Origin of the sequence: Devosia sediminis (genome assembly GCF_016411825.1) — a bacterium.
In the GTDB taxonomy this organism is placed as follows: Bacteria; Pseudomonadota; Alphaproteobacteria; order Rhizobiales; family Devosiaceae; genus Devosia; species Devosia sediminis.
In genome coordinates, this window is sequence record NZ_JAEKMH010000003.1 from 283,157 (window position 1) to 300,018 (window position 16,862).

General features: G+C 61.8%; 19 protein-coding genes. 11 read left to right on the forward strand and 8 right to left on the reverse strand.

Annotated elements, in window-relative coordinates; translation table 11 throughout:
- Positions 1-30 precede the first annotated feature (30 nt).
- Together drt3b and drt3a are read right to left on the reverse strand one after the other, a co-directional pair.
- On the reverse strand, positions 31-1,998 hold the full coding sequence (gene drt3b / locus JEQ47_RS14490) for an antiviral reverse transcriptase Drt3b (protein WP_328769120.1): 1,968 nt from the start codon (positions 1,996-1,998) through the stop codon (positions 31-33).
- The gene (drt3a, locus tag JEQ47_RS14495; RefSeq protein ID WP_198877151.1) at positions 1,991-3,226 is read right to left on the reverse strand and encodes an antiviral reverse transcriptase Drt3a; all 1,236 of its coding nucleotides are present in this window, start codon (positions 3,224-3,226) and stop codon (positions 1,991-1,993) included. Before drt3a ends, drt3b begins: the two co-directional genes overlap by 8 nt.
- A 215-nt stretch (positions 3,227-3,441) precedes the next feature.
- Here drt3a and JEQ47_RS14500 point away from each other — a divergent pair, with 215 nt between their 5' ends.
- The 3 genes from JEQ47_RS14500 to JEQ47_RS14510 all read left to right on the forward strand — a co-directional run bounded on the left by JEQ47_RS14500 (position 3,442) and on the right by JEQ47_RS14510 (position 5,811).
- Positions 3,442-4,086, forward strand: a complete 645-nt coding sequence (locus JEQ47_RS14500; RefSeq protein ID WP_198877152.1) for a hypothetical protein — start codon at positions 3,442-3,444, stop codon at positions 4,084-4,086.
- Positions 4,087-4,630: 544 nt separating this feature from the next.
- Positions 4,631-4,846: a cold-shock protein gene (locus JEQ47_RS14505; RefSeq protein WP_198877153.1), complete on the forward strand. Its 216-nt coding sequence runs from the start codon at positions 4,631-4,633 to the stop codon at positions 4,844-4,846.
- Positions 4,847-5,079: 233 nt separating this feature from the next.
- The gene (locus tag JEQ47_RS14510; protein ID WP_198877154.1) at positions 5,080-5,811 is read left to right on the forward strand and encodes an SDR family NAD(P)-dependent oxidoreductase; all 732 of its coding nucleotides are present in this window, start codon (positions 5,080-5,082) and stop codon (positions 5,809-5,811) included.
- On the opposite strand, the gene JEQ47_RS14515 is transcribed toward JEQ47_RS14510, so the two are convergent.
- From JEQ47_RS14515 to JEQ47_RS14525, 3 genes are read right to left on the reverse strand one after another with little or no spacing between them, the layout of a single operon-like run.
- On the reverse strand, positions 5,812-6,228 hold the full coding sequence (locus tag JEQ47_RS14515; RefSeq protein WP_198877155.1) for a DUF2177 family protein: 417 nt from the start codon (positions 6,226-6,228) through the stop codon (positions 5,812-5,814).
- A 10-nt stretch (positions 6,229-6,238) separates the two neighbouring features.
- Positions 6,239-6,889, reverse strand: coding sequence for a ChrR family anti-sigma-E factor (locus JEQ47_RS14520; protein WP_198877156.1), 651 nt, complete (start codon positions 6,887-6,889; stop codon positions 6,239-6,241).
- Positions 6,886-7,461, reverse strand: coding sequence for a sigma-70 family RNA polymerase sigma factor (locus JEQ47_RS14525; protein ID WP_236020886.1), 576 nt, complete (start codon positions 7,459-7,461; stop codon positions 6,886-6,888). The genes JEQ47_RS14520 and JEQ47_RS14525 overlap by 4 nt, the downstream gene beginning before the upstream one ends.
- Before the next feature lie 240 nt (positions 7,462-7,701).
- Between JEQ47_RS14525 and JEQ47_RS14530 the strand changes: the two genes are divergently transcribed.
- Together JEQ47_RS14530 and JEQ47_RS14535 are read left to right on the forward strand one after the other, a co-directional pair.
- Positions 7,702-9,051 (forward strand): NAD(P)/FAD-dependent oxidoreductase, encoded by a 1,350-nt coding sequence (locus JEQ47_RS14530; protein WP_198877157.1) that lies wholly within the window; start codon positions 7,702-7,704, stop codon positions 9,049-9,051.
- Positions 9,048-9,875, forward strand: coding sequence for a DUF1365 domain-containing protein (locus JEQ47_RS14535; protein ID WP_198877158.1), 828 nt, complete (start codon positions 9,048-9,050; stop codon positions 9,873-9,875). Before JEQ47_RS14530 ends, JEQ47_RS14535 begins: the two co-directional genes overlap by 4 nt.
- Here JEQ47_RS14535 and JEQ47_RS14540 read toward each other — a convergent pair.
- Both JEQ47_RS14540 and JEQ47_RS14545 read right to left on the reverse strand, forming a co-directional pair.
- Positions 9,785-10,723, reverse strand: a complete 939-nt coding sequence (locus JEQ47_RS14540) for a Gfo/Idh/MocA family protein (RefSeq protein ID WP_198877159.1) — start codon at positions 10,721-10,723, stop codon at positions 9,785-9,787. The two genes, JEQ47_RS14535 and JEQ47_RS14540, sit on opposite strands and share 91 nt — an antisense overlap.
- 87 nt (positions 10,724-10,810) lie before the next feature.
- Positions 10,811-12,070, reverse strand: a complete 1,260-nt coding sequence (locus JEQ47_RS14545; RefSeq protein ID WP_198877160.1) for a glycerate kinase type-2 family protein — start codon at positions 12,068-12,070, stop codon at positions 10,811-10,813.
- Positions 12,071-12,193: 123 nt separating this feature from the next.
- Between JEQ47_RS14545 and JEQ47_RS14550 the strand changes: the two genes are divergently transcribed.
- The 5 genes from JEQ47_RS14550 to JEQ47_RS14570 are packed head-to-tail and all read left to right on the forward strand — an operon-like array spanning position 12,194 to position 14,987.
- Positions 12,194-12,886, forward strand: a complete 693-nt coding sequence (locus tag JEQ47_RS14550; protein ID WP_198877161.1) for a DUF1045 domain-containing protein — start codon at positions 12,194-12,196, stop codon at positions 12,884-12,886.
- 4 nt (positions 12,887-12,890) lie between these two features.
- Positions 12,891-14,027: an alpha-D-ribose 1-methylphosphonate 5-triphosphate diphosphatase gene (locus JEQ47_RS14555; protein ID WP_198877162.1), complete on the forward strand. Its 1,137-nt coding sequence runs from the start codon at positions 12,891-12,893 to the stop codon at positions 14,025-14,027.
- Positions 14,024-14,590 carry a phosphonate metabolism protein/1,5-bisphosphokinase (PRPP-forming) PhnN gene (phnN, locus tag JEQ47_RS14560; protein ID WP_198877163.1) on the forward strand — a complete coding sequence of 189 codons (567 nt, stop codon included), beginning with the start codon at positions 14,024-14,026 and terminating at the stop codon, positions 14,588-14,590. Before JEQ47_RS14555 ends, phnN begins: the two co-directional genes overlap by 4 nt.
- Before the next feature lie 54 nt (positions 14,591-14,644).
- Entirely contained in the window at positions 14,645-14,794 is a 150-nt protein-coding gene (locus JEQ47_RS14565) for a hypothetical protein (RefSeq protein WP_198877164.1), read from the forward strand.
- Positions 14,781-14,987 (forward strand): hypothetical protein, encoded by a 207-nt coding sequence (locus JEQ47_RS14570; protein WP_198877165.1) that lies wholly within the window; start codon positions 14,781-14,783, stop codon positions 14,985-14,987. The genes JEQ47_RS14565 and JEQ47_RS14570 overlap by 14 nt, the downstream gene beginning before the upstream one ends.
- Positions 14,988-15,036: 49 nt before the next feature.
- Here JEQ47_RS14570 and JEQ47_RS14575 read toward each other — a convergent pair whose 3' ends face one another.
- Entirely contained in the window at positions 15,037-15,252 is a 216-nt protein-coding gene (locus tag JEQ47_RS14575) for a hypothetical protein (RefSeq protein ID WP_198877166.1), read from the reverse strand.
- Between the two features lie 500 nt (positions 15,253-15,752).
- Here JEQ47_RS14575 and JEQ47_RS14580 point away from each other — a divergent pair, with 500 nt between their 5' ends.
- On the forward strand, positions 15,753-16,799 hold the full coding sequence (locus tag JEQ47_RS14580; protein ID WP_328769128.1) for a LacI family transcriptional regulator: 1,047 nt from the start codon (positions 15,753-15,755) through the stop codon (positions 16,797-16,799).
- Positions 16,800-16,862 lie beyond the last annotated feature (63 nt).

The window sequence follows — 16,862 nt, forward strand, 5'->3', positions numbered from 1 at the left end:
TCCGGATCGTTTCCATCAATCAATAGCTCGCTAGTATGCGCGGTTCAATTCGCGACGAGTGATTTCCCTCAGCAAATCGATGCTGCCCCAGCGGGTAAACCACGGATTTTGCTCAAAGTCGTTTGCGATGGCTTCGCGCCTAACCTTGTTTATTGCAGACATGCCGAGACCCGTCAGCGCTCCCTGTACGAGTCGCTGACGAATATCGAGTGATAAATGGGGGCAACTCAGCAAGTCGAAGAGTTTGAATAGGTCCTCTGCTTTGCGATGCGGTCGACTTTTATCGGTGACCGCAGCCGTCACTTTACTATAGAAAGGTGGGCCTAGTGCGGGTAGTAGGCCTGTGCGTCCCGCCACAAACAGGACATTGATAAGACTGAAATAGTCAGAAACCCCCGCCGCCATTTTGCGAACAAGCGGGGTGAGGGTACGGAAATACTCATTTGGCAGCTCGGTCAGGCACACTAGAACGTCTATTTGCTCAATGGGAACTACCCCAGATTGAGCCAACGACGTTTCCGTAGCTGCGTTCAGGAACCCGCTGCATTGTCGAATTAGGTGCTCACTGAAAATGGGTAAGAACTCTCGGTAATTTCTTTCCACAAAACGCGTGGCTAAAATTATGCTTCTCCCGAGCTTATACGAGGCAGGTACAGTGGGGTTTACTCCGTAGAGAAAGCAGGAGACCTCCAACAACGCCATTAGCAAATATATCTGGTTTTGGATGAGGGCTGAGGGAATGACGCCTCTGTCGTGACTATCTATAACTCGCTGAATCCGGGAGTCGATAGCCGCGGTTAAAACTGACGTTAGGCTCGAGTAATTTGCTTTATTTTCGTGACAAACGGTCTTGATCGACCTAATCAAGCTCTTGGCAAGCAAGTTGTGATTTTTGATAGGAATAGCGTAAGATAGCGCCATGCCATCTTTGTCCGTCGTGCGAGTGTTCTGCCGCCAGAACTCCTCTAAAACGGCCAGGCCAGCCTCGACTATTGAAGAACCTTTTGTTTGAAATGGCCGTTCGATTAGCTCTGTCTTTGCATTGTTAAAGTGAAGGTTTACATCCGCCAATTTTGACGCGACAAGCATCCTAATATGTTCGGCCATATCGCGATCTGAGCAAAATACAAAGAAATCATCTATGTATCGTCTAATGACGTAATCCCGCCCCTCTATACATTGTGCGTCCTGCAAATCATTTTTGATTTTAACGTCGACAGATTGCAGAATTATCTCGGCAAATATTCTGCTGAATTCAGGACCAACTGGTATTCCGCTGGTCTCATTGTAGTTCATCCTTTGCATAGCGCTATCAAGTTCGTTTCCGAATGATTTCGCCCTAACATTGTTCTTCCCGAAATCTATGTCCTTAACTGCCCAGCTAACAGTGTGAGTGTAAATGCTTGGAAAGCATTTACTCACGTCGAGGCGAAGCATGTAAGAAAATCTCTTCTCCAAATCGTAGAACTCGTCCGAATAGAAATATTTGTAGTATTTATTTATACCGCCGTAGACGAAGTATGACGACGGATGCCTGTACAGGCCGTCCTTGTCGTGCGGCGTAACGGTTGAATCACGATACTTATTTAAATCGGCCAGCGGATTGCGTCGGAAGAAGCTGCTTGAGATTTTGGAAGGAAAGCGCAAAGAGAAGCTGCTCTTTGTGCAGTAGTAAGTTATCAGGTCCGCGTATTCCAGATATATTTCGCAGACTCTCATCTGCGAGCTAGGATGAGGCAATGTCATCTGGCGGAAACCTTCGTCTCCGCTGGTTATGCGATAGCGCAAGGGGAGGGTGTACTGGTCCCCAAGCTCACCTAAGGCCTTCGTGACGAGCAACTGGCTATCTGGTCCAAACCGGCCATTGGACAAGAGATTTTTGCGGAGTCCGTAGTTTGAGAACGTAATTGGTACGTCATCTGGCGACGTGTCTGTTACAAGAGGTAGATACTTATCGTTTCGATCAAATGTATAAAGACGTCCTCTGCTTCTAGGCATATACCCAACACTTTCTCAGTTCTCGCAGGCGGTTAGCAGGAAAATGATAAAACCGACGCGACCTGAAGCTGGCCTCAAAGCTGAATGCGATAAGCCTCGCGGACTGCTGAGGTGTTAGTGCCGCAGCGAGCCTACTCGAGAGCGTGCCGCCATATCCCAAAATCCAGGCCCGTAGAAATTTATCCATTGCGGGGAGAGACGTTGAGCGATCAGCGTCTACAAGCCGGTAGTTGCAGTACAGACCAACGTTTATTCTTCGGCGCCACCGGCTTTCAACTATATTGTAGTTGCCAGACAGTACTTTCATTCGGTCTTCGAAATCCGAAAATTTCCCGTCTGTCAGGAACTCTAGCGTTGCCCGTGCAATGCGAACTTTGAGCCTGCTGACTTTTTTGGAAGAAATATCCAAACTTACTATGCGGTGAAGTCGTTCGTCTTCGGTCCGCCGAATTTCTGAAATCGCCATCCTGTACCCGAGGAAGTTGATCTCGGACTCACTCGCGGGGGAGTTCTTCGCGTGAGCAGCCAAATCAAAGTGCTTTGATTTAGTTGGATGTAACCGCAGACCAGATGGGAGAAGGCCAGCGACCAGCTCGTTAGTCTGCAAGGGCGCCTCGTCACCGGACGTGATCAGCAGTATGTCGTCGACATACCGAGCGTAGAAATACGTTGTAGCAAGGGACTTTAGCTTTAGGTCGAATTCCCGAAGCGACAGCTCGGCCAAGACAGCACTAATTCCGAGACCTCTCGGTGCGCCGGATATAGAGTTGTCTGAACAGAGGTCAACAAATGACCGAAGAACTTTCGACGTCTGCCGGTCAGTTGAGGGCAGATTATCGACGTAGTCCCACACATCGCTTAAATCTATTGTCTCGTAAAACGATTGAATATCAAACTGATATACCCGGTGCCGTGCGCCTTCCGACAAAATTTTGGATATTCTTTTAACCGTAGTTGTTCTGTCAGTCTGCTTTACATTGGCTCCGGATCGAAGAATGCGCGACGCTCTATTCAGCACAATGTTGGTTGCAGGGTCTGAAATGCGGAATATTTCCTTTCCCTTAAAAGGGTGCGAGTAAACCGCGACTGGGGGCAGTCCTGTGAGTGCTATTTGCACTGCTTGATTTACCACGCGCTCTGCCTGTTTGGCGTCGCCAGCCGCAGTCGGATTTTTCCGCCAGACGCTCCTTAGTTCTTCGTGCAATTCTTCTCGGGAGTAACTAAGCATCGCGGCTATTCCAGCAGTTGGACGGCACATCAAAATCAGGTGGGTGTAGTGCAACGGAGCTTACTTCGACAAAAGGCGTCAGGCGAGCATCGTTTGTCGTTATTAACTATCTGCAGTTGTGAGGCGCATAGTGGAGCTGACCCAAAACTAATCCCCACCCCCTCCACCTGTGTGCACCCTCTCCTGTCCGGCCTCCCGCCGAACAGGAGAATCCCATGCCCACACACACCAACCCCGCGTCCTTCGGCCAAATGCCTCAGGACCAGCCTGCGCCGCAGGCTGCGCCCGCCCCACCGCTCCGCGAAGGCACCACCAAAATCCAGGCCGAGCGGCACGAAACGCTGTGGCTGAGCCTTGCCGCCCTCCACAAGGACACGATTGCCCTCGGCGCCAAAAAGCCCAATGCGCCCGTGTCCGAGGCCCTGCGCATCAGCGCCGAAGGCCTCCTCAGCGATTGCGCCGCCTTTACCCGCCGACGCAATGAACGCCTGCCCGTCGCCGCGCCCGATCTTGCCGGTCTTGCCGCCCAGCTCGGCCAGGCGCTGGCGGCGCTCGAAGGCTGGGAGGCGCACCACACCACCTGGGACACCCGCTTCAACTGCCGCATCTGGAACCTCCACACGGGTTACCTGCCGATCATGCGGCTCCATCCGCCCGCCGCGGCGCTCAAGTTTCAGCGCGACGATCCCGACGCCATCCGCCACAAGCTCGTTCGCATGATGGAGAGCCGCCAGCGCCAGGCCTATGAGGAGGGTTTTGCGGCCGGCCGTGCCGCGCGAGAGGGCGTTCCCGTCCCGGAGACCGGACCGGCGCCCGAGACAGCCGCCGCAATTTATCCCCGGTTGCGCCGGCTCGATTAGACTGGCTCCATTGCCCCGCGCGGCGGCCTGCAGGCGAACAGTGGCGGGGCAGGCCGGGTGGGGGCTTTGCCTCTCCCACAGGTTCCAGGTCGGCACAGCGACGGGACGAGCGATCCCCCGCTGCCGATCAGTTCCAAAAACCGGCGCCGGAGACAGGTTTCGTCTCACTAAAACATATCCAGAGACGCAATCTGTCTCCGGCCTGCCTGACATGCCGTCAGGCAAAATCTCTCCGGTGGAGAGATTCTTGGGAAGGCAGGCCATGAGAGCTATGCTCGAATGGCGCAAGCCATCCGCACCCCGGGGCGCTGGTGCCATCGGGCGCCTTGTCATGTCCCCCGAAAACTACCGCCTTGCTCCCGTCACCTTTTCCTGTCACAAACCCTGTCATACGTTTTCAGCCTAAGTCGGCTGCCTCAGCCGGTCATTTCCGGTTCCGGGCTCACTGATCTGCCTTGCGAACGTTGGTAGGACCTCTTGCATGTCGCGGAGGGAACCGCTCGTTCTGCTTCGGCATCGAGCTTTCGAAAAAAGGAAATGCATCATGGCCACCCATAACGGCACCGTGAAATTCTTCAACACCACCAAGGGTTTTGGTTTCATCACCCCCGACAATGGCGGCAAGGACCACTTCGTCCACATCTCCGCCGTGCAGCGCTCGGGCGTTGATGGCCTCTACGAGAACGACAAGGTCTCCTACGATGTCGAGACCGGCCGCGACGGCCGTGAATCCGCCGTCAACCTGACCCTGCAGAAGTAACTTCGAGCCGTCCCGCAAGGGCTAAACGCTCCAGCGGAGCGTTTTGAGGCAAGAAGGCCATGAGGGCTACGCTCGAATGGCGATAAGCCGACTTCCGAGAAAGCCGCCGCGAGGCGGCTTTTTTGTTGCCTGCGTCGGAGCGCCGCACGAAATAATTGCGTCAGCCCTGCGTCCATTTCCGGCTCCACCTCGTACCTGCTCTCGCAAGAGCGAGAGAAACACGGAAAGAGTGCATGATGGCATCGGGTGAAAAGGTCTGGATCATCGGCGGATCGAGCGGCATCGGCGAGGCCCTGGCGAAAGCCTATGCGACGCACAAGGCCCTGGTCGTCATTTCCGGACGGGACGAAAAGGCCCTCGATGCCGCGCTGTCCCGCATCGGCAACGGCCACTTTGCCGCCCGCGCCGATGTCACCGATCCCGATAGCCTGGCCGCCGTGGCCGAACTCCACGGCCCCTTCGACAAGATCATCACCACCGCCGCCATCTACGATCCCGGTCCGGTCGGCAAGGCCGAGCAGAAAAAGGCCGAGGCCATTTTCGCGGTCAACCTCACCGGCACGTTCAACGTGGCGCGGGTGGCGCGCGGGGCGCTCAAGCCCGGCGGTCAACTGGTGCTGTTCGGCTCGGCTGCCGCCATTTTCGGCCTGCCCAATGGCCAGGTCTATTCCGCCACCAAGGCTGCCATCGTCAACCTGGCCCAGTCGCTGCGGGTCGAATATGCGCCCGACGTGGATGTGCGGCTGGTGACGCCCGGCTTCGTGCGCACCCCGCTGACCGATCTCAACGAGTTTCCCATGCCGGGGCTGATGGAGCCGGTCGATGCGGCGCAGCGCATCATCCGCGGGCTGGACGGCAGGGCGTTCGAAATCGCCTTTCCCCGCCGCCTGATCTGGCCGCTGCGGCTCCTTGCCCTGCTGCCGCGTCCGCTGGCTTTCGCCATCACCCAGCGGGTGAACGGCTGATTATTTGACGAGGCTCACGGCGAAATAGCCGGCCAGCGCCGCCGACCCCGAGAGGAAGGCGCCCCAGGCGAGGTCGATGAGGCTGATCTGCAGCGACCAGCCCTTGAGTGTCGACAGGTTGGTCATGTCATAGGTGCCATAGGCGAGCAGACCCAGCGCCACGCCCGCCACCAGCGCCCAGACCCAGCTCCCGGCATTGGCCGCCGGCAGCACGGCAAATCCGACCAGGCCCGCGACATAGAACAGGTAGAATAGTCCGGCCGGCACGAGGTTGGGCTGGTCGAGCAGCAAGTCCCCGATCTCGGCGCGGTAGAAGCCGATGCCGAGCACGGTCAGCCACAGGAAATCGAGCCCGAAGAAAACCAGCGCCGTGCCGCCATAGGCCGCCAGGATGGTCGCAAGCGAAAAGCCGAACATTGGTCTCTCCTCAGATTCCCAGAATGGGCTGGATCAGCCGCACCAGGCGGCTCGAAAATTTGAGCGGCGCATCGGTGACCGCAAGGCATATGCAGTCCGCCTCCGGCCCCGCGATCGGCTGGTGCGTCACCGAGCCGTCGGCATCTTCGACATCGCCGGGCCCGAAGCTGTCGAGCTCGTCGTGAAAGCTCCCGGTCAGGACCAGCGTCAGTTCGCGCCCGCCATGGCTGTGCTCGGGCACCGGCTTGCCGGCGGCGATGCACAGGAGGCGCGTCTGCGTGGTCTCGTCATCGGTTTCGATCAGGATCTGCCGGGCATTGCCGAGGTTGCGCCACTTGAGGCTCTCGACATCGCCGCCCAGATATGAGCGCAGGGGCTCGGGCAGGGTGGCGCTGGCCGGGCGGGCGATCGGCTTTGCCTTGGGCTCCGGCTCGGCGTCGAGCCGGGCTTTCAGCGCATCCCAGCTCCCGCTCGGGCCATCCGCAGGCTGCAGCTCTTCGAGCATCGCGCCGGCGGTGGCTTCCGCCAGCGCCAGTTGCTGACGGCATTGCGGGCACATGGCCAGGTGGCAGGCAACGGCCAGCGACCATCCTTCGGAAAGAGTGCCGGCGGCGTATTCGATCAGGAGGTCTTCGCCGATATGGTGTCGAATTTGGGTCATTTGAATTCCTCCAGCGCCGTGCGAAGGCGGCCGAAGGCCAGTCTGATGCGGGATTTCACGGTACCGATCGGCAGGCCCGTCTGGGCAGCGATGGTGCTGTGCGAGGCGTCGTCGAAAAAGGATAGGCGGATGAGTTCGACCTGTTCCGGTGGCAAGGTCTTGAGCGCTTCATGCAGGGCCGCGCCGCTCTGGCTCAGCACCATGCGCTCGGGCGCGTCGGGCTCCGGGTCGGGCACCAGCGCCGGGTCGTCGTGGTCGAATGTCGGCCGCTTCTGCTTGCGCCAGGCATCGATCCAGATGTTGCGGGCAATGGTGAAGATCCAGGCCGAGGCCTGGCCGCGCGCCGGGTCGAATTGCCCGGCCTTGCGCCAGATGGCCAGCATGGTCTCCTGCATCAGGTCCTCGGCCGCCTGGCGGTCGCGGGTGAGTTTGAGGAGATAGGCGCGGATGCGGGGCCCGAAATCGCGGAACAGCGCTTCGAAGGCGGCCATGTCCTGCGTTGCGGCTATGGCGACGATTTGCGCGCTGGTCTCGCCGGGCGGCGGGGCACCGGCTTGGGTCGGCTGCGTCATGGGCTGCGCACCCTTTCTTGGCGCGGGCACGGCAAGGCGACGGCGCGTTGGTAACGCTCCATCCTGACACGGCCCGGCAAAAGGGTAAATCGCGAGTGACATGCCCCAGATACGGCGCCACTTTTGGGCTGGATCAGTGCCGCGGCAAAAAACTGTGCTGGGGCCGAAATAATTTTGCGTAGGTTGATCTATGTTAGCCCTGCGACCGTATCTGCTTCAAACAATGCAGGACACGAGACCATGTTTCACGCCGCCTCCGGCTTCTCCCATCCGTCTTCCGCGCGCCAGCGCATTGCCGTGGTGGGCAGTGGTGTGTCCGGCCTCTCCGCCGCCTGGCTCCTGTCGCAAAGCCACGATGTGGTGCTCTACGAAGCCGACAATCGGGTCGGCGGCCATGCCAATACCGTCGATGTGCCGGGCACCGGGCCGGTCGATACCGGCTTCATTGTCTACAACGAGAAGAACTATCCCAATTTCACCGCCATGATGAGCCATCTGGGCGTCGAGAGCATCAAGTCGCAGATGTCCTTCTCCGCCTCGCTCGATCAGGGGAGCTTTGAATATTGCGGCGAGGGGCTGACCGGCCTCCTCGCGCAGAAGCGCAATGCCTTCCGTCCGCGGTTCTGGAGTCTCTTGCGCGATCTGCTGCGCTTCTATCGCGAGGCCCCTGCCGTGCTCGACCGGCCGGACCTCCAGAAGCTCACGCTTGACGAATATCTGCGGGCCCAGCGCTATTCGCAGTCCTTTGTCGACGATCATCTCCTGCCCCTGGCCGCCGCCATCTGGTCGTCCTCGGCGACCGATATCCGCTCCTACCCGCTGCTGGCCTTCGTGCGCTTCTTCCAGAGCCACAATCTGCTGCAGATCTGGGAGCGGCCCAACTGGCGCACCGTCAAGGGCGGCAGCCGTGCCTATGTGAACGCGCTGCTCAGTCAGTTCGCGGGCGAAGTGCGGCTCTCCACCCCTGTCACCAGCATCCAGCGCGATGCCGCCGGCGTCACCATCGTCGACGGCAAGGGCGGGGTCGACCGCTTCGACCAGGTCCTCATTGCCAGCCATGCCGACCAGGCGCTTTCCATGCTGGAAACCCCGAGCGAGGCGGAGCGCGAGCTGCTCGGCGCCTTCGGCTACACCGTCAACACCGCGGTGCTGCATGCCGACAAGCGCTTCATGCCGCGCCTCAGGAAGGTCTGGAGCTGCTGGAACTACATGTCGGTCGAGCAGTCCGAAAGTGCTCATCCGCTTTGCGTCAGCTACTGGATGAACCGCTTGCAGAGCCTTTCCGGCCGCGACCTTTTCGTTACTCTCAATCCGCCCGCCGATCCCGAGCACGAGATCGCCCGCTTCGACTATACCCACCCGCTTTTCGATACCCGCGCCATTCACGCCCAGAACCACCTCTGGCAATTGCAGGGCCAGAACCGCACCTGGTATGCCGGCGCCCATTTCGGCCGCGGCTTCCATGAGGATGGCTTGCAGTCCGGCCTCGCCGCCGCCGAGGCCATGGGCTCGCTGCCTCGCCCGTGGACGGTTCCCAATCCGTCGGGCCGCATCGTGCTCGGGCCGCCGCAACGGGCCCTTGCCGCATGAGCTCGGGCTCATCCATCTATGTAGGTCATGTGGTGCACCAGCGGCACCGGCCGAAAAAGCATCATCTGCGCTATCGCGTCTTTTCGGTGCTGATCGATCTCGACGAGTTGCCGCTGCTGAACCGCCTGCGCTGGTTCGGCCACAACCGCCCGGCGCTGTTTTCCTTTCGCGACAGCGACCATGGCGATGGCCTGGCTTTGCGCGACTGGGTTACGGCGCAATTGGCCGCCGAGAACCTGCCGGCGCCGGGGCGCATCCGCCTCCTCTGCTATCCGCGTATCCTCGGCTATGTCTTTAATCCGCTGACCGTCTGGTATTGCGACGATGCGGCCGGCAATCCGCTGGCCACCATCTACGAGGTGCACAACACCTTTGGCGAGCGCCACACCTATGTCCTGCCCTCGGCCGCGCCCGAGCAGCAGGCCAACAAGGCCTTCTACGTCTCGCCTTTCATCGACATGGATTGCCGCTACGAATTTAAGTTGAGCCAGCCCGACGAGCGCATCCGCGTCGCCATCAACGAGACCCAGGCAGGCGAACCGCTGCTTTATGCGGCCTTCACCGGCAAGCAGCAGCCCTTCACCGACGCGACCTTGCTGAAACTGTTCTTCACCCATCCGCTGATGACCCTGAAAGTCACCGCCGGCATTCACTGGGAAGCGCTTCGCCTCATCGCCAAGGGCATCCGCATCCGCTGGTACACGGATCGGAAGCCCAGGGCATCAGGCGAGGCTCACCACTCGAAGTCAGGGCCGTTGTCGCGGGCGCCGAGGAAGAACACGTCGCTCATCAGTCGCAGCGGCGCCGCGTCGACATCGGACTGACGCGCGTCGAGCAGATCGGCGAAGCGGTCATAGATACCCGCATATTCTTCATCGCCATGCTCGAGCACCACGTCGCCATTGATGCGCAGCGTGCGGCCGCCGCGTTCGAGCTTGAGGTCGTCACCGGTGCCCGTCGTCACCGAAATCGTCCAGATTTCGCCGCTCTCTTCGAGCCAGTTGAAGCCCGAGGAGATGGCCGGCTTGTGCGGCTGGCCAGACTTGAATTTGACCTCGACATCGACAGGCGTCTGCCGGTTCGCCGGGAACGTCAGCTTCGCGCTTTCCACGAAGACCGGGAAGGGCATGATCTTGGTGAAGATCGAATAGGCGTTGATACCGGGGTCGCAGACGCCGAACCCGCCCGGCTCCCACACCCAGTCCTGGCCCGGATGCCATTTGCGCACGCTTTCGCGCCAGTCGATGCGGACGGCGTTGACCCCCTGGTCCAGGAGGATCGCCTTGGCCCTGTCGACGGCGGCATTATACTGGCTGTGCCAGGTCTGGAACAGCACGCGGTCGAGCCGCGCTGCATGGGCGATGAGGTCGTCGAGTTCGGAAATCGTGGTGGTGGGCGGCTTTTCCATCATCACGTCCTTGCCCGCGTCGAGCGCCTCGCGCACCAGCGTGTGGCGCACGCCCGGTGGCGTACAGATGGAGACCAGCCCTACTTCGGGCATGGCGGCATAGAGTTCGGCGGCGGTGCGGAACACCGGCACATCGCCATGGCCCACACCGCGCGACGACACGGTCGCCGCCAGCTCGAAATCATCCGATGCGTCGATGACCGGCAGATGCTGGTCCTGGGCGATTTTGCCCACGCCGATCACCGCAATCTTGCGCTTGGCCATAGCTCGTCTCCGCTCTCTTGAGGCGCGGCTATAGAGCAGGTCTTGCCCCGTCCTGCCAAGGTCCCGTCTGCAACAATAGTATGATTTTTATTGCGCGATCAGGATGGCGCGGAAGTCGTTGACATTGGTGCCGGTCGGCCCGGTGACAAACAGGTCGCCGATTGCCGCAAAGGCTCCATAGGCATCGTTGTTGGCCAGCGCCGCCTGCGGATCCACCCCCGCCTCGCGCATCCGCTGTGCCGAGGTCCCATCGACAAAGGCGCCGGCATTGTCTTCCGAGCCGTCGATGCCGTCGGTGTCCCCCGCCAGCGCCGTCACGCCGTCGATCCCGTCGAGCGCGATGGCCAGCGACAGGAGGAACTCGCCATTGCGCCCGCCGCGTCCCTTGCCGCGAAGTGTGACGGTGGTTTCCCCGCCCGAAAGCAGTACGACAGGTTTGCTGAACGGCCGATCGCGCGTCGCGATTTCGCGGGCCAGCGCCGCATGCACCTGCGCCACGTCGCGTGCTTCGCCCTCGATACTGTCCGACAGGATCGCCGCCTCGACGCCATTCTCGCGTGCAAGCGCCGCCGCCGCCTCCAGCGACAAGGCCGCCGAGGCTATGGTCACGACGCTGTTGCCCGCAAAGACTGGATCGGCTGGCTCGGGCGGCAGGTTCTCCTGGCTCGCCAGCAGTCTTTGCGCGGCCTCCGGCAGGTCGAGCCGATAAAGCGATGCCAGCCTGCGGGCTTCGGCGCGCCCGCCGCCGAGGGGTAGGGTCGGACCCGAGGCCACCAGCGCCGCATCGTCTCCCGGCACGTCCGAAACCACCAGCGTCGCGACGCGTGCCGGTGCCGCCGCGGCAGCGAGCCGTCCACCCTTGATGGTCGAAAACTGGTTGCGGATGAGGTTCATCACCCCGATCGGCGCGCCTGAAGCCAGCAGCGCCCGGTTGGTTGCCTGCTCGTCTTCCAGCGTCAGGCCGGCGGCGGGCGCCGGCAGCAGCGACGAGCCGCCACCCGAGATCAGCGCCACGACGAGATCGTCTTCGGAAAGGTCCGAGACCAGCTCGGTCAGCCGTGCCGCTGCCGCCAGGCCCGCCGCATCCGGCACGGGATGGGCCGCTTCGACGATCTCGATCCGCTCGCATGTCTCGGCATAGCCATAGCGCGTCACCACCAGCCCGGCGGCAATCTCGCCCGTCCATGCCCTTTCAAAGGCCCGCGCCATCTGCGCCGCTGCCTTGCCCGCGCCGATCACAATAGTCCGTCCCCTGGGCGGATCAGGCAGGTGCCGCTCCACCGCCAGTGCCGGCTGGGCCTGGGCAACTGCCCGATGAAAAAGGCTTTCGAGCAATGCGCGTGTCATGGGTCCGGGGTGGTTTGCGGCGCTGGGTGGCAACTTGTCGCCACCATGAGGGGTTTTGTCCAGCCCTCCGCCTTGTCAAATGCCTGCCATATAGCTCCATTAGCTCCCCGCGCAGGAGGTCCCATGCCGCAAAGATTCGCCATCTACTACGCCCCTTCAGTCACCGATCTGATCTGGGAGCGCGCTGCGGTATGGCTGGGTCGCGATCCGGCCAATGGCCAGTCCTATGACGGCGCCGTGGCTGGGCTCGAGCGCACGCGCCTCCTCAACCTCACCCAGTCGGCCGGACGCTACGGTTTTCATGCGACGCTGAAGCCGCCCATGGCCCTGGCCCAAGGCGAAACCGAGGAGAGCCTGCGCGCTGCCCTTGCCAAGGCCGCCGCCGAGCTGCCCAAAGTGTCGCTGGGGCGCCTCATCATTGCCAGCCTCGATGGCTTTCTGGCCCTTGTTCCCGATCCGGCCGACAATCCGGCCCTGCAGGATCTGGCCGCCAATGTGGTCGAAACTTTCGAGCCTTATCGCGCGCCGCTGACCCCGCGCGACCACGCCGCCCGCCGCGCCAGGGGCCTCACCCCGCGCCAGGAAGAGCTGCTCGACGCCTATGGCTACCCTTACGTCTTCGATGAATTCCGCTTCCACATGACGCTGACCGATCGTCTCGCGCCCGAAGACTATGACGAGGTGCTGCAGGCTGCGCGCACCTGGTTCGGCCCGGTCCTGGGCGAAGAGGTCGTTCTCGATCGCCTGGTCCTCTTCCACGAGCGCGAGAACAAGCTGCCCTTCAATCGCATCGCCGAATTCCCGCTTGGAGGCTGAGCCCATGTCCGAAATCGCCTTCACCAATGCCCGCATCGTGCTGGCCGACGAAGTCGTCAGCGGCAGCCTCCTGGTGCGGGACGGCCTGATCGTCGCCGTCGATGCCGGCGCGGGCAGGGTGGGCGAGGATTTCGGCGGCGACTATCTCATCCCGGGCCTGGTCGAACTCCACACCGATCACCTCGAAAACCACTATCGTCCGCGCCCCGGCGTCTTCTGGGAGCCGCTGGCCGCGCTGCATGCCCATGACGCGCAGATTGCCGGCTCGGGCATAACCACAGTCTTTGACGCGGTGCGCATCGGCTCCGATGTCGATCTGCCCGATATGCTGACCCATGCGGAAAAGCTGGTTGCGGCGGTGCGATCGGGCGGCGAGGCGGGCTGGCTGCGCGCCGAGCATTTCATCCACCTGCGCTGCGAACTGCCCAGCCACGACGTGGTCGCTCATTTCGATGCACTGGCCGATCACCCATCCACGCGGCTGGCCTCGGTCATGGATCACACCCCCGGCCAGCGCCAGTTCCGCTCGATGGATGCCTACCGCGCCTTCTATGCCCGGCATATGGGCGGCACGGCCGCGGATGCGCAGGCCTATATCGATGCGCGCCAGGCCGAGCATGAACGGTATTCGTCCGCCAATCGCCAGGCGCTGGTGTCCCGCGCCCGGCAGATGAACATCGCGCTCGCCAGCCACGACGACGCGACACTCGCCCATGTCGAGGAAGCCGAGGCCGATGGCGTCGCCATTTCCGAGTTTCCGACGACGCTGGAAGCAGCAGCCGCCGCCCACGCTGCCGGCCTCGCCATTCTGATGGGCGCCCCCAATGTGGTCCGCGGCAAATCCCATTCGGGCAATGTCTCTGCCACCGATCTCGTCGCCTCCGGCCTGCTCGATATCCTCAGCTCCGACTATGTGCCCTTCGCGCTTCTGCAGGCGGCCTTCCTTCTGCCCAGCCGGGTCGAGGGCCTTGACCTCTCCCGGGCGCTTGCTACCGTGACCTCCAATCCGGCGCGCGCTGCCGGATTCGACGATCGCGGCGAGATCGCGCCGGGCAAGCGGGCCGATCTGGTGCGCGTTGCCGGCAGCGGGACCTTGCCGGCGGTGCGCGGTGTGTGGCGCCAGGGAATGCGAGTGAGTTGAGCGATAGGCCGCCCGGAGTCCTGGTCCTCGTCATCGGTCCCTCCGGGGTCGGAAAGGACACGCTGATCGGTGGCGCCCGCCAGGCCCTCGATGGCGACAAGCGCTTCAGTTTCGTGCGGCGCCTCGTCACCCGCCCCGCCGATATGGATCTGGAAGATCACGTTGGCATGGATGTCGATGAGTTCGCCCGCGCCGACAAGGCCGGGCGCTTTGCCCTCACCTGGCAGGCCCACGGTCTCGACTATGCCCTGCCCATCGGCGTCGATACCGATCTGACCCTGGGCCGCGTCGTCATCGCCAATATCTCGCGCCATGCCGTGCCGCAGGCCATCGCCAAATATCCGCTCTGCCGGGTCATCCAGATTTCCGCCGAGATTTCCCTGCGGGCCGAGCGCCTCGCCCGCCGCGGCCGCGAGAACCGTGATCAGATCGTGGCCCGCCTGGCGCGCGAAGGCGCGGCCCTGCCGGCCGACGTGTCGCCCATCGTCATCGACAATTCGAGCTCGGTGGGCATCGGCGTCACCGCCTTTGTCATGGCCCTGCGCGGTATTGCCGCCGATTGAACCCGAACCCGCCCTGTTGCGTTTGAACAGCAATCCAAGCGTCAGGAGTTCTGAGTGTCCCGCAATAGTCTTTACGGCGTGATTGCCATTCTGGTCATCGCGCTCGTCGCCTTCGGCATCTACACCTACCAGCAGCAGCAGGCCCGCCCGGGCATCGAGGTGCGTGTCGACGAACAGGGGATTTCCATCGATGGAAACAGCTAGCGATCACACCAGCCAGCGTCGCCAGGCCATCGTCACCGCGCTCACCGCCGAACTCGAGCGGCAGGCCCAGTCGGGCGCATCGCGCATCGATGTCGAGGCCCTGGCCACTGCGGTGGATGGCGCGCTCGATCCGGCCCCGCCGGCCTCCGAGGGCAAACGGCCCTCCGAGCTCAACGCCACCAACGACGACTGATCCATGTTGAAGAATCGGCAAAAAGCCGGTGGTCACGCCACCGGCTTTGTCATGCGCCCTCGCTGCCCTCGACGGCACGGCTGACGGCCAGGTGCGCCGTCTCGATCGAGGGGAACAGATGCCCGTCCATGGCGAAGGCGGGAAGCTTCACGGCCACGAACTTGTAGCCGCCCTCAGCAGGCACGATGACGCCCTGCGGCTCGCCGGCCACTTCGATGACGATGGGTCTGAGCCTTTCGGCCCTGTTCAGATTGTTTTCCTGCATGGGTGGAATCTCCACTTGCGCGCTGGTCCGGCACGGCCCCTTCCATCGAAGGCGGCTCTCGGACTGGCAACGCGGGTTCTATCGGGTTTGTGAGACGGGGATGTGACGGGTGGTCACATTCGTTTCGAGCGACAGGACCCTTGCCAGCGTTTATTGGCGGCTTGCAGGTGGGCTACTACGGTCGAACACGTGGCATGGATTGTAAGGGTCGTCGATGTCGTCATCGTCATTCCTCTCCTTGCAGGTGTTGGACGTAGGGTGCAGCGTCATTGCGGCGCAGCGAAGGCAAGATAGTTCACGCGCTTTGGTTTTGCCAGTGCACCTTTATGCGTATTGGCGACAAATCTCGGAAAAGAAACCCGAAATCTTCCGCCGACGCAAAATCCTGATACATCTTGTCATGATATCTGGCAAGTGCTTCGGCTTGCACATGCTGTCGCAATCTGGTGTTGTCGCCCGATAGCGTCCCCGCCATCCGTGGCGGGTCAGAGGGGAATGTAGTGTCGCAGGAAGAAGGACCGCCCGCCACGCGCGGCAAGCGGGGCGTAAAGCCATCGGGCAAGCCCACGCTCAAGACCATCGCGCAGATGACCGGGCTGGCCGTGACCACTATTTCGCGCGCTCTCAACAATGCGCCGGAACTGGCGCAGGACACGCGTGACCGGGTGCAGAAGATCGCTGCCGAGATCGGCTACCTGCCCGACCGTGCCGCTCTGCGCTTGAAGACCGGCCGCACCAATGTGATTGCGCTGATTCTGGAGCCCGACGAACAGATCTACGGGTTCGGCACCAATCTCGTCACCGGCATTACCGAGGCGCTGCGCGATACCAGCTATCACCTGGTCATCACGCCTCTGTTCCGCAATGTGCAACCGATCGTGCCGATCCAGCACATCGTGCGCAATCGCATGGCCGATGGGGTGATCTTCTCCAAGGCGGAGACCTTCGACGAGCGCATCCGCTTCCTCATCGACAACGACTTCCCCTTTGTCAGCCATGGGCGCAGCCAGTGGCCCGAGCCCCATCCCTATGCCGATTTCGACAACGAGGCCTATGCCTATGGCGCGACCTTGCGCCTGGCCGCCAAGGGATGCCGCAAGGTGTCGATCATCCTGCCCGACAGCGCCCTGACCTATACCGATCACCTCAAGAAGGGCATCGAGCGGGCCGCGCAGGAAAGCGGCATCGCCTATGAATTCGCCGCCGACGTTAACCTCGGCAGCGCCACCGATGCCATCCGCAACTATGTCATCAAGCGCTCCAAGCGCCCCGACCACCCCGATGGCTATGTCTGCGCTTCGGAAGTTTCGGCGCTGGCCGTGATCGGCGGCCTCACCGATGCCGGTCTGGATGTGGGCCGCACCGCCCATGTCGTCACCAAGCAGTCGACCTCGATGTTTGCCCAGTTCCAGCCGGGCGCCGAAACCGTGCACGAGGATTTCGTCGGCGCCGGTCGCAACCTCGGCGCCCTGCTGCTCCGCCGCATATCCGGGGAAACCGACAACCTGCATTTCATGCAAAGCCCGGTTTTCGACTGGAAGGATTGAGGCCCGACAACCTCAAAAAGTACTGCGCCGCCCTCGGGCCTGACCCGAGGGCCGCTGCCCACC

What these genes read in the sequence shown, in the direction of transcription:
- JEQ47_RS14570 (WP_198877165.1), top strand. Translation starts at nt 14,781, where the DNA reads ATGGAAACAGCTAGCGATCACACCAGCCAGCGTCGCCAGGCCATCGTC.
- JEQ47_RS14505 (WP_198877153.1), top strand. Translation starts at nt 4,631, where the DNA reads ATGGCCACCCATAACGGCACCGTGAAATTCTTCAACACCACCAAGGGT.
- JEQ47_RS14520 (WP_198877156.1), bottom strand. Translation starts at nt 6,889, where the DNA reads ATGACCCAAATTCGACACCATATCGGCGAAGACCTCCTGATCGAATAC.
- JEQ47_RS14530 (WP_198877157.1), top strand. Translation starts at nt 7,702, where the DNA reads ATGTTTCACGCCGCCTCCGGCTTCTCCCATCCGTCTTCCGCGCGCCAG.
- JEQ47_RS14545 (WP_198877160.1), bottom strand. Translation starts at nt 12,070, where the DNA reads ATGACACGCGCATTGCTCGAAAGCCTTTTTCATCGGGCAGTTGCCCAG.
- JEQ47_RS14515 (WP_198877155.1), bottom strand. Translation starts at nt 6,228, where the DNA reads ATGTTCGGCTTTTCGCTTGCGACCATCCTGGCGGCCTATGGCGGCACG.
- drt3b (WP_328769120.1), bottom strand. Translation starts at nt 1,998, where the DNA reads ATGCCTAGAAGCAGAGGACGTCTTTATACATTTGATCGAAACGATAAG.
- JEQ47_RS14500 (WP_198877152.1), top strand. Translation starts at nt 3,442, where the DNA reads ATGCCCACACACACCAACCCCGCGTCCTTCGGCCAAATGCCTCAGGAC.
- JEQ47_RS14555 (WP_198877162.1), top strand. Translation starts at nt 12,891, where the DNA reads ATGTCCGAAATCGCCTTCACCAATGCCCGCATCGTGCTGGCCGACGAA.
- JEQ47_RS14540 (WP_198877159.1), bottom strand. Translation starts at nt 10,723, where the DNA reads ATGGCCAAGCGCAAGATTGCGGTGATCGGCGTGGGCAAAATCGCCCAG.
- drt3a (WP_198877151.1), bottom strand. Translation starts at nt 3,226, where the DNA reads ATGCTTAGTTACTCCCGAGAAGAATTGCACGAAGAACTAAGGAGCGTC.
- JEQ47_RS14575 (WP_198877166.1), bottom strand. Translation starts at nt 15,252, where the DNA reads ATGCAGGAAAACAATCTGAACAGGGCCGAAAGGCTCAGACCCATCGTC.
- JEQ47_RS14510 (WP_198877154.1), top strand. Translation starts at nt 5,080, where the DNA reads ATGATGGCATCGGGTGAAAAGGTCTGGATCATCGGCGGATCGAGCGGC.
- JEQ47_RS14535 (WP_198877158.1), top strand. Translation starts at nt 9,048, where the DNA reads ATGAGCTCGGGCTCATCCATCTATGTAGGTCATGTGGTGCACCAGCGG.
- JEQ47_RS14550 (WP_198877161.1), top strand. Translation starts at nt 12,194, where the DNA reads ATGCCGCAAAGATTCGCCATCTACTACGCCCCTTCAGTCACCGATCTG.
- JEQ47_RS14525 (WP_236020886.1), bottom strand. Translation starts at nt 7,461, where the DNA reads ATGACGCAGCCGACCCAAGCCGGTGCCCCGCCGCCCGGCGAGACCAGC.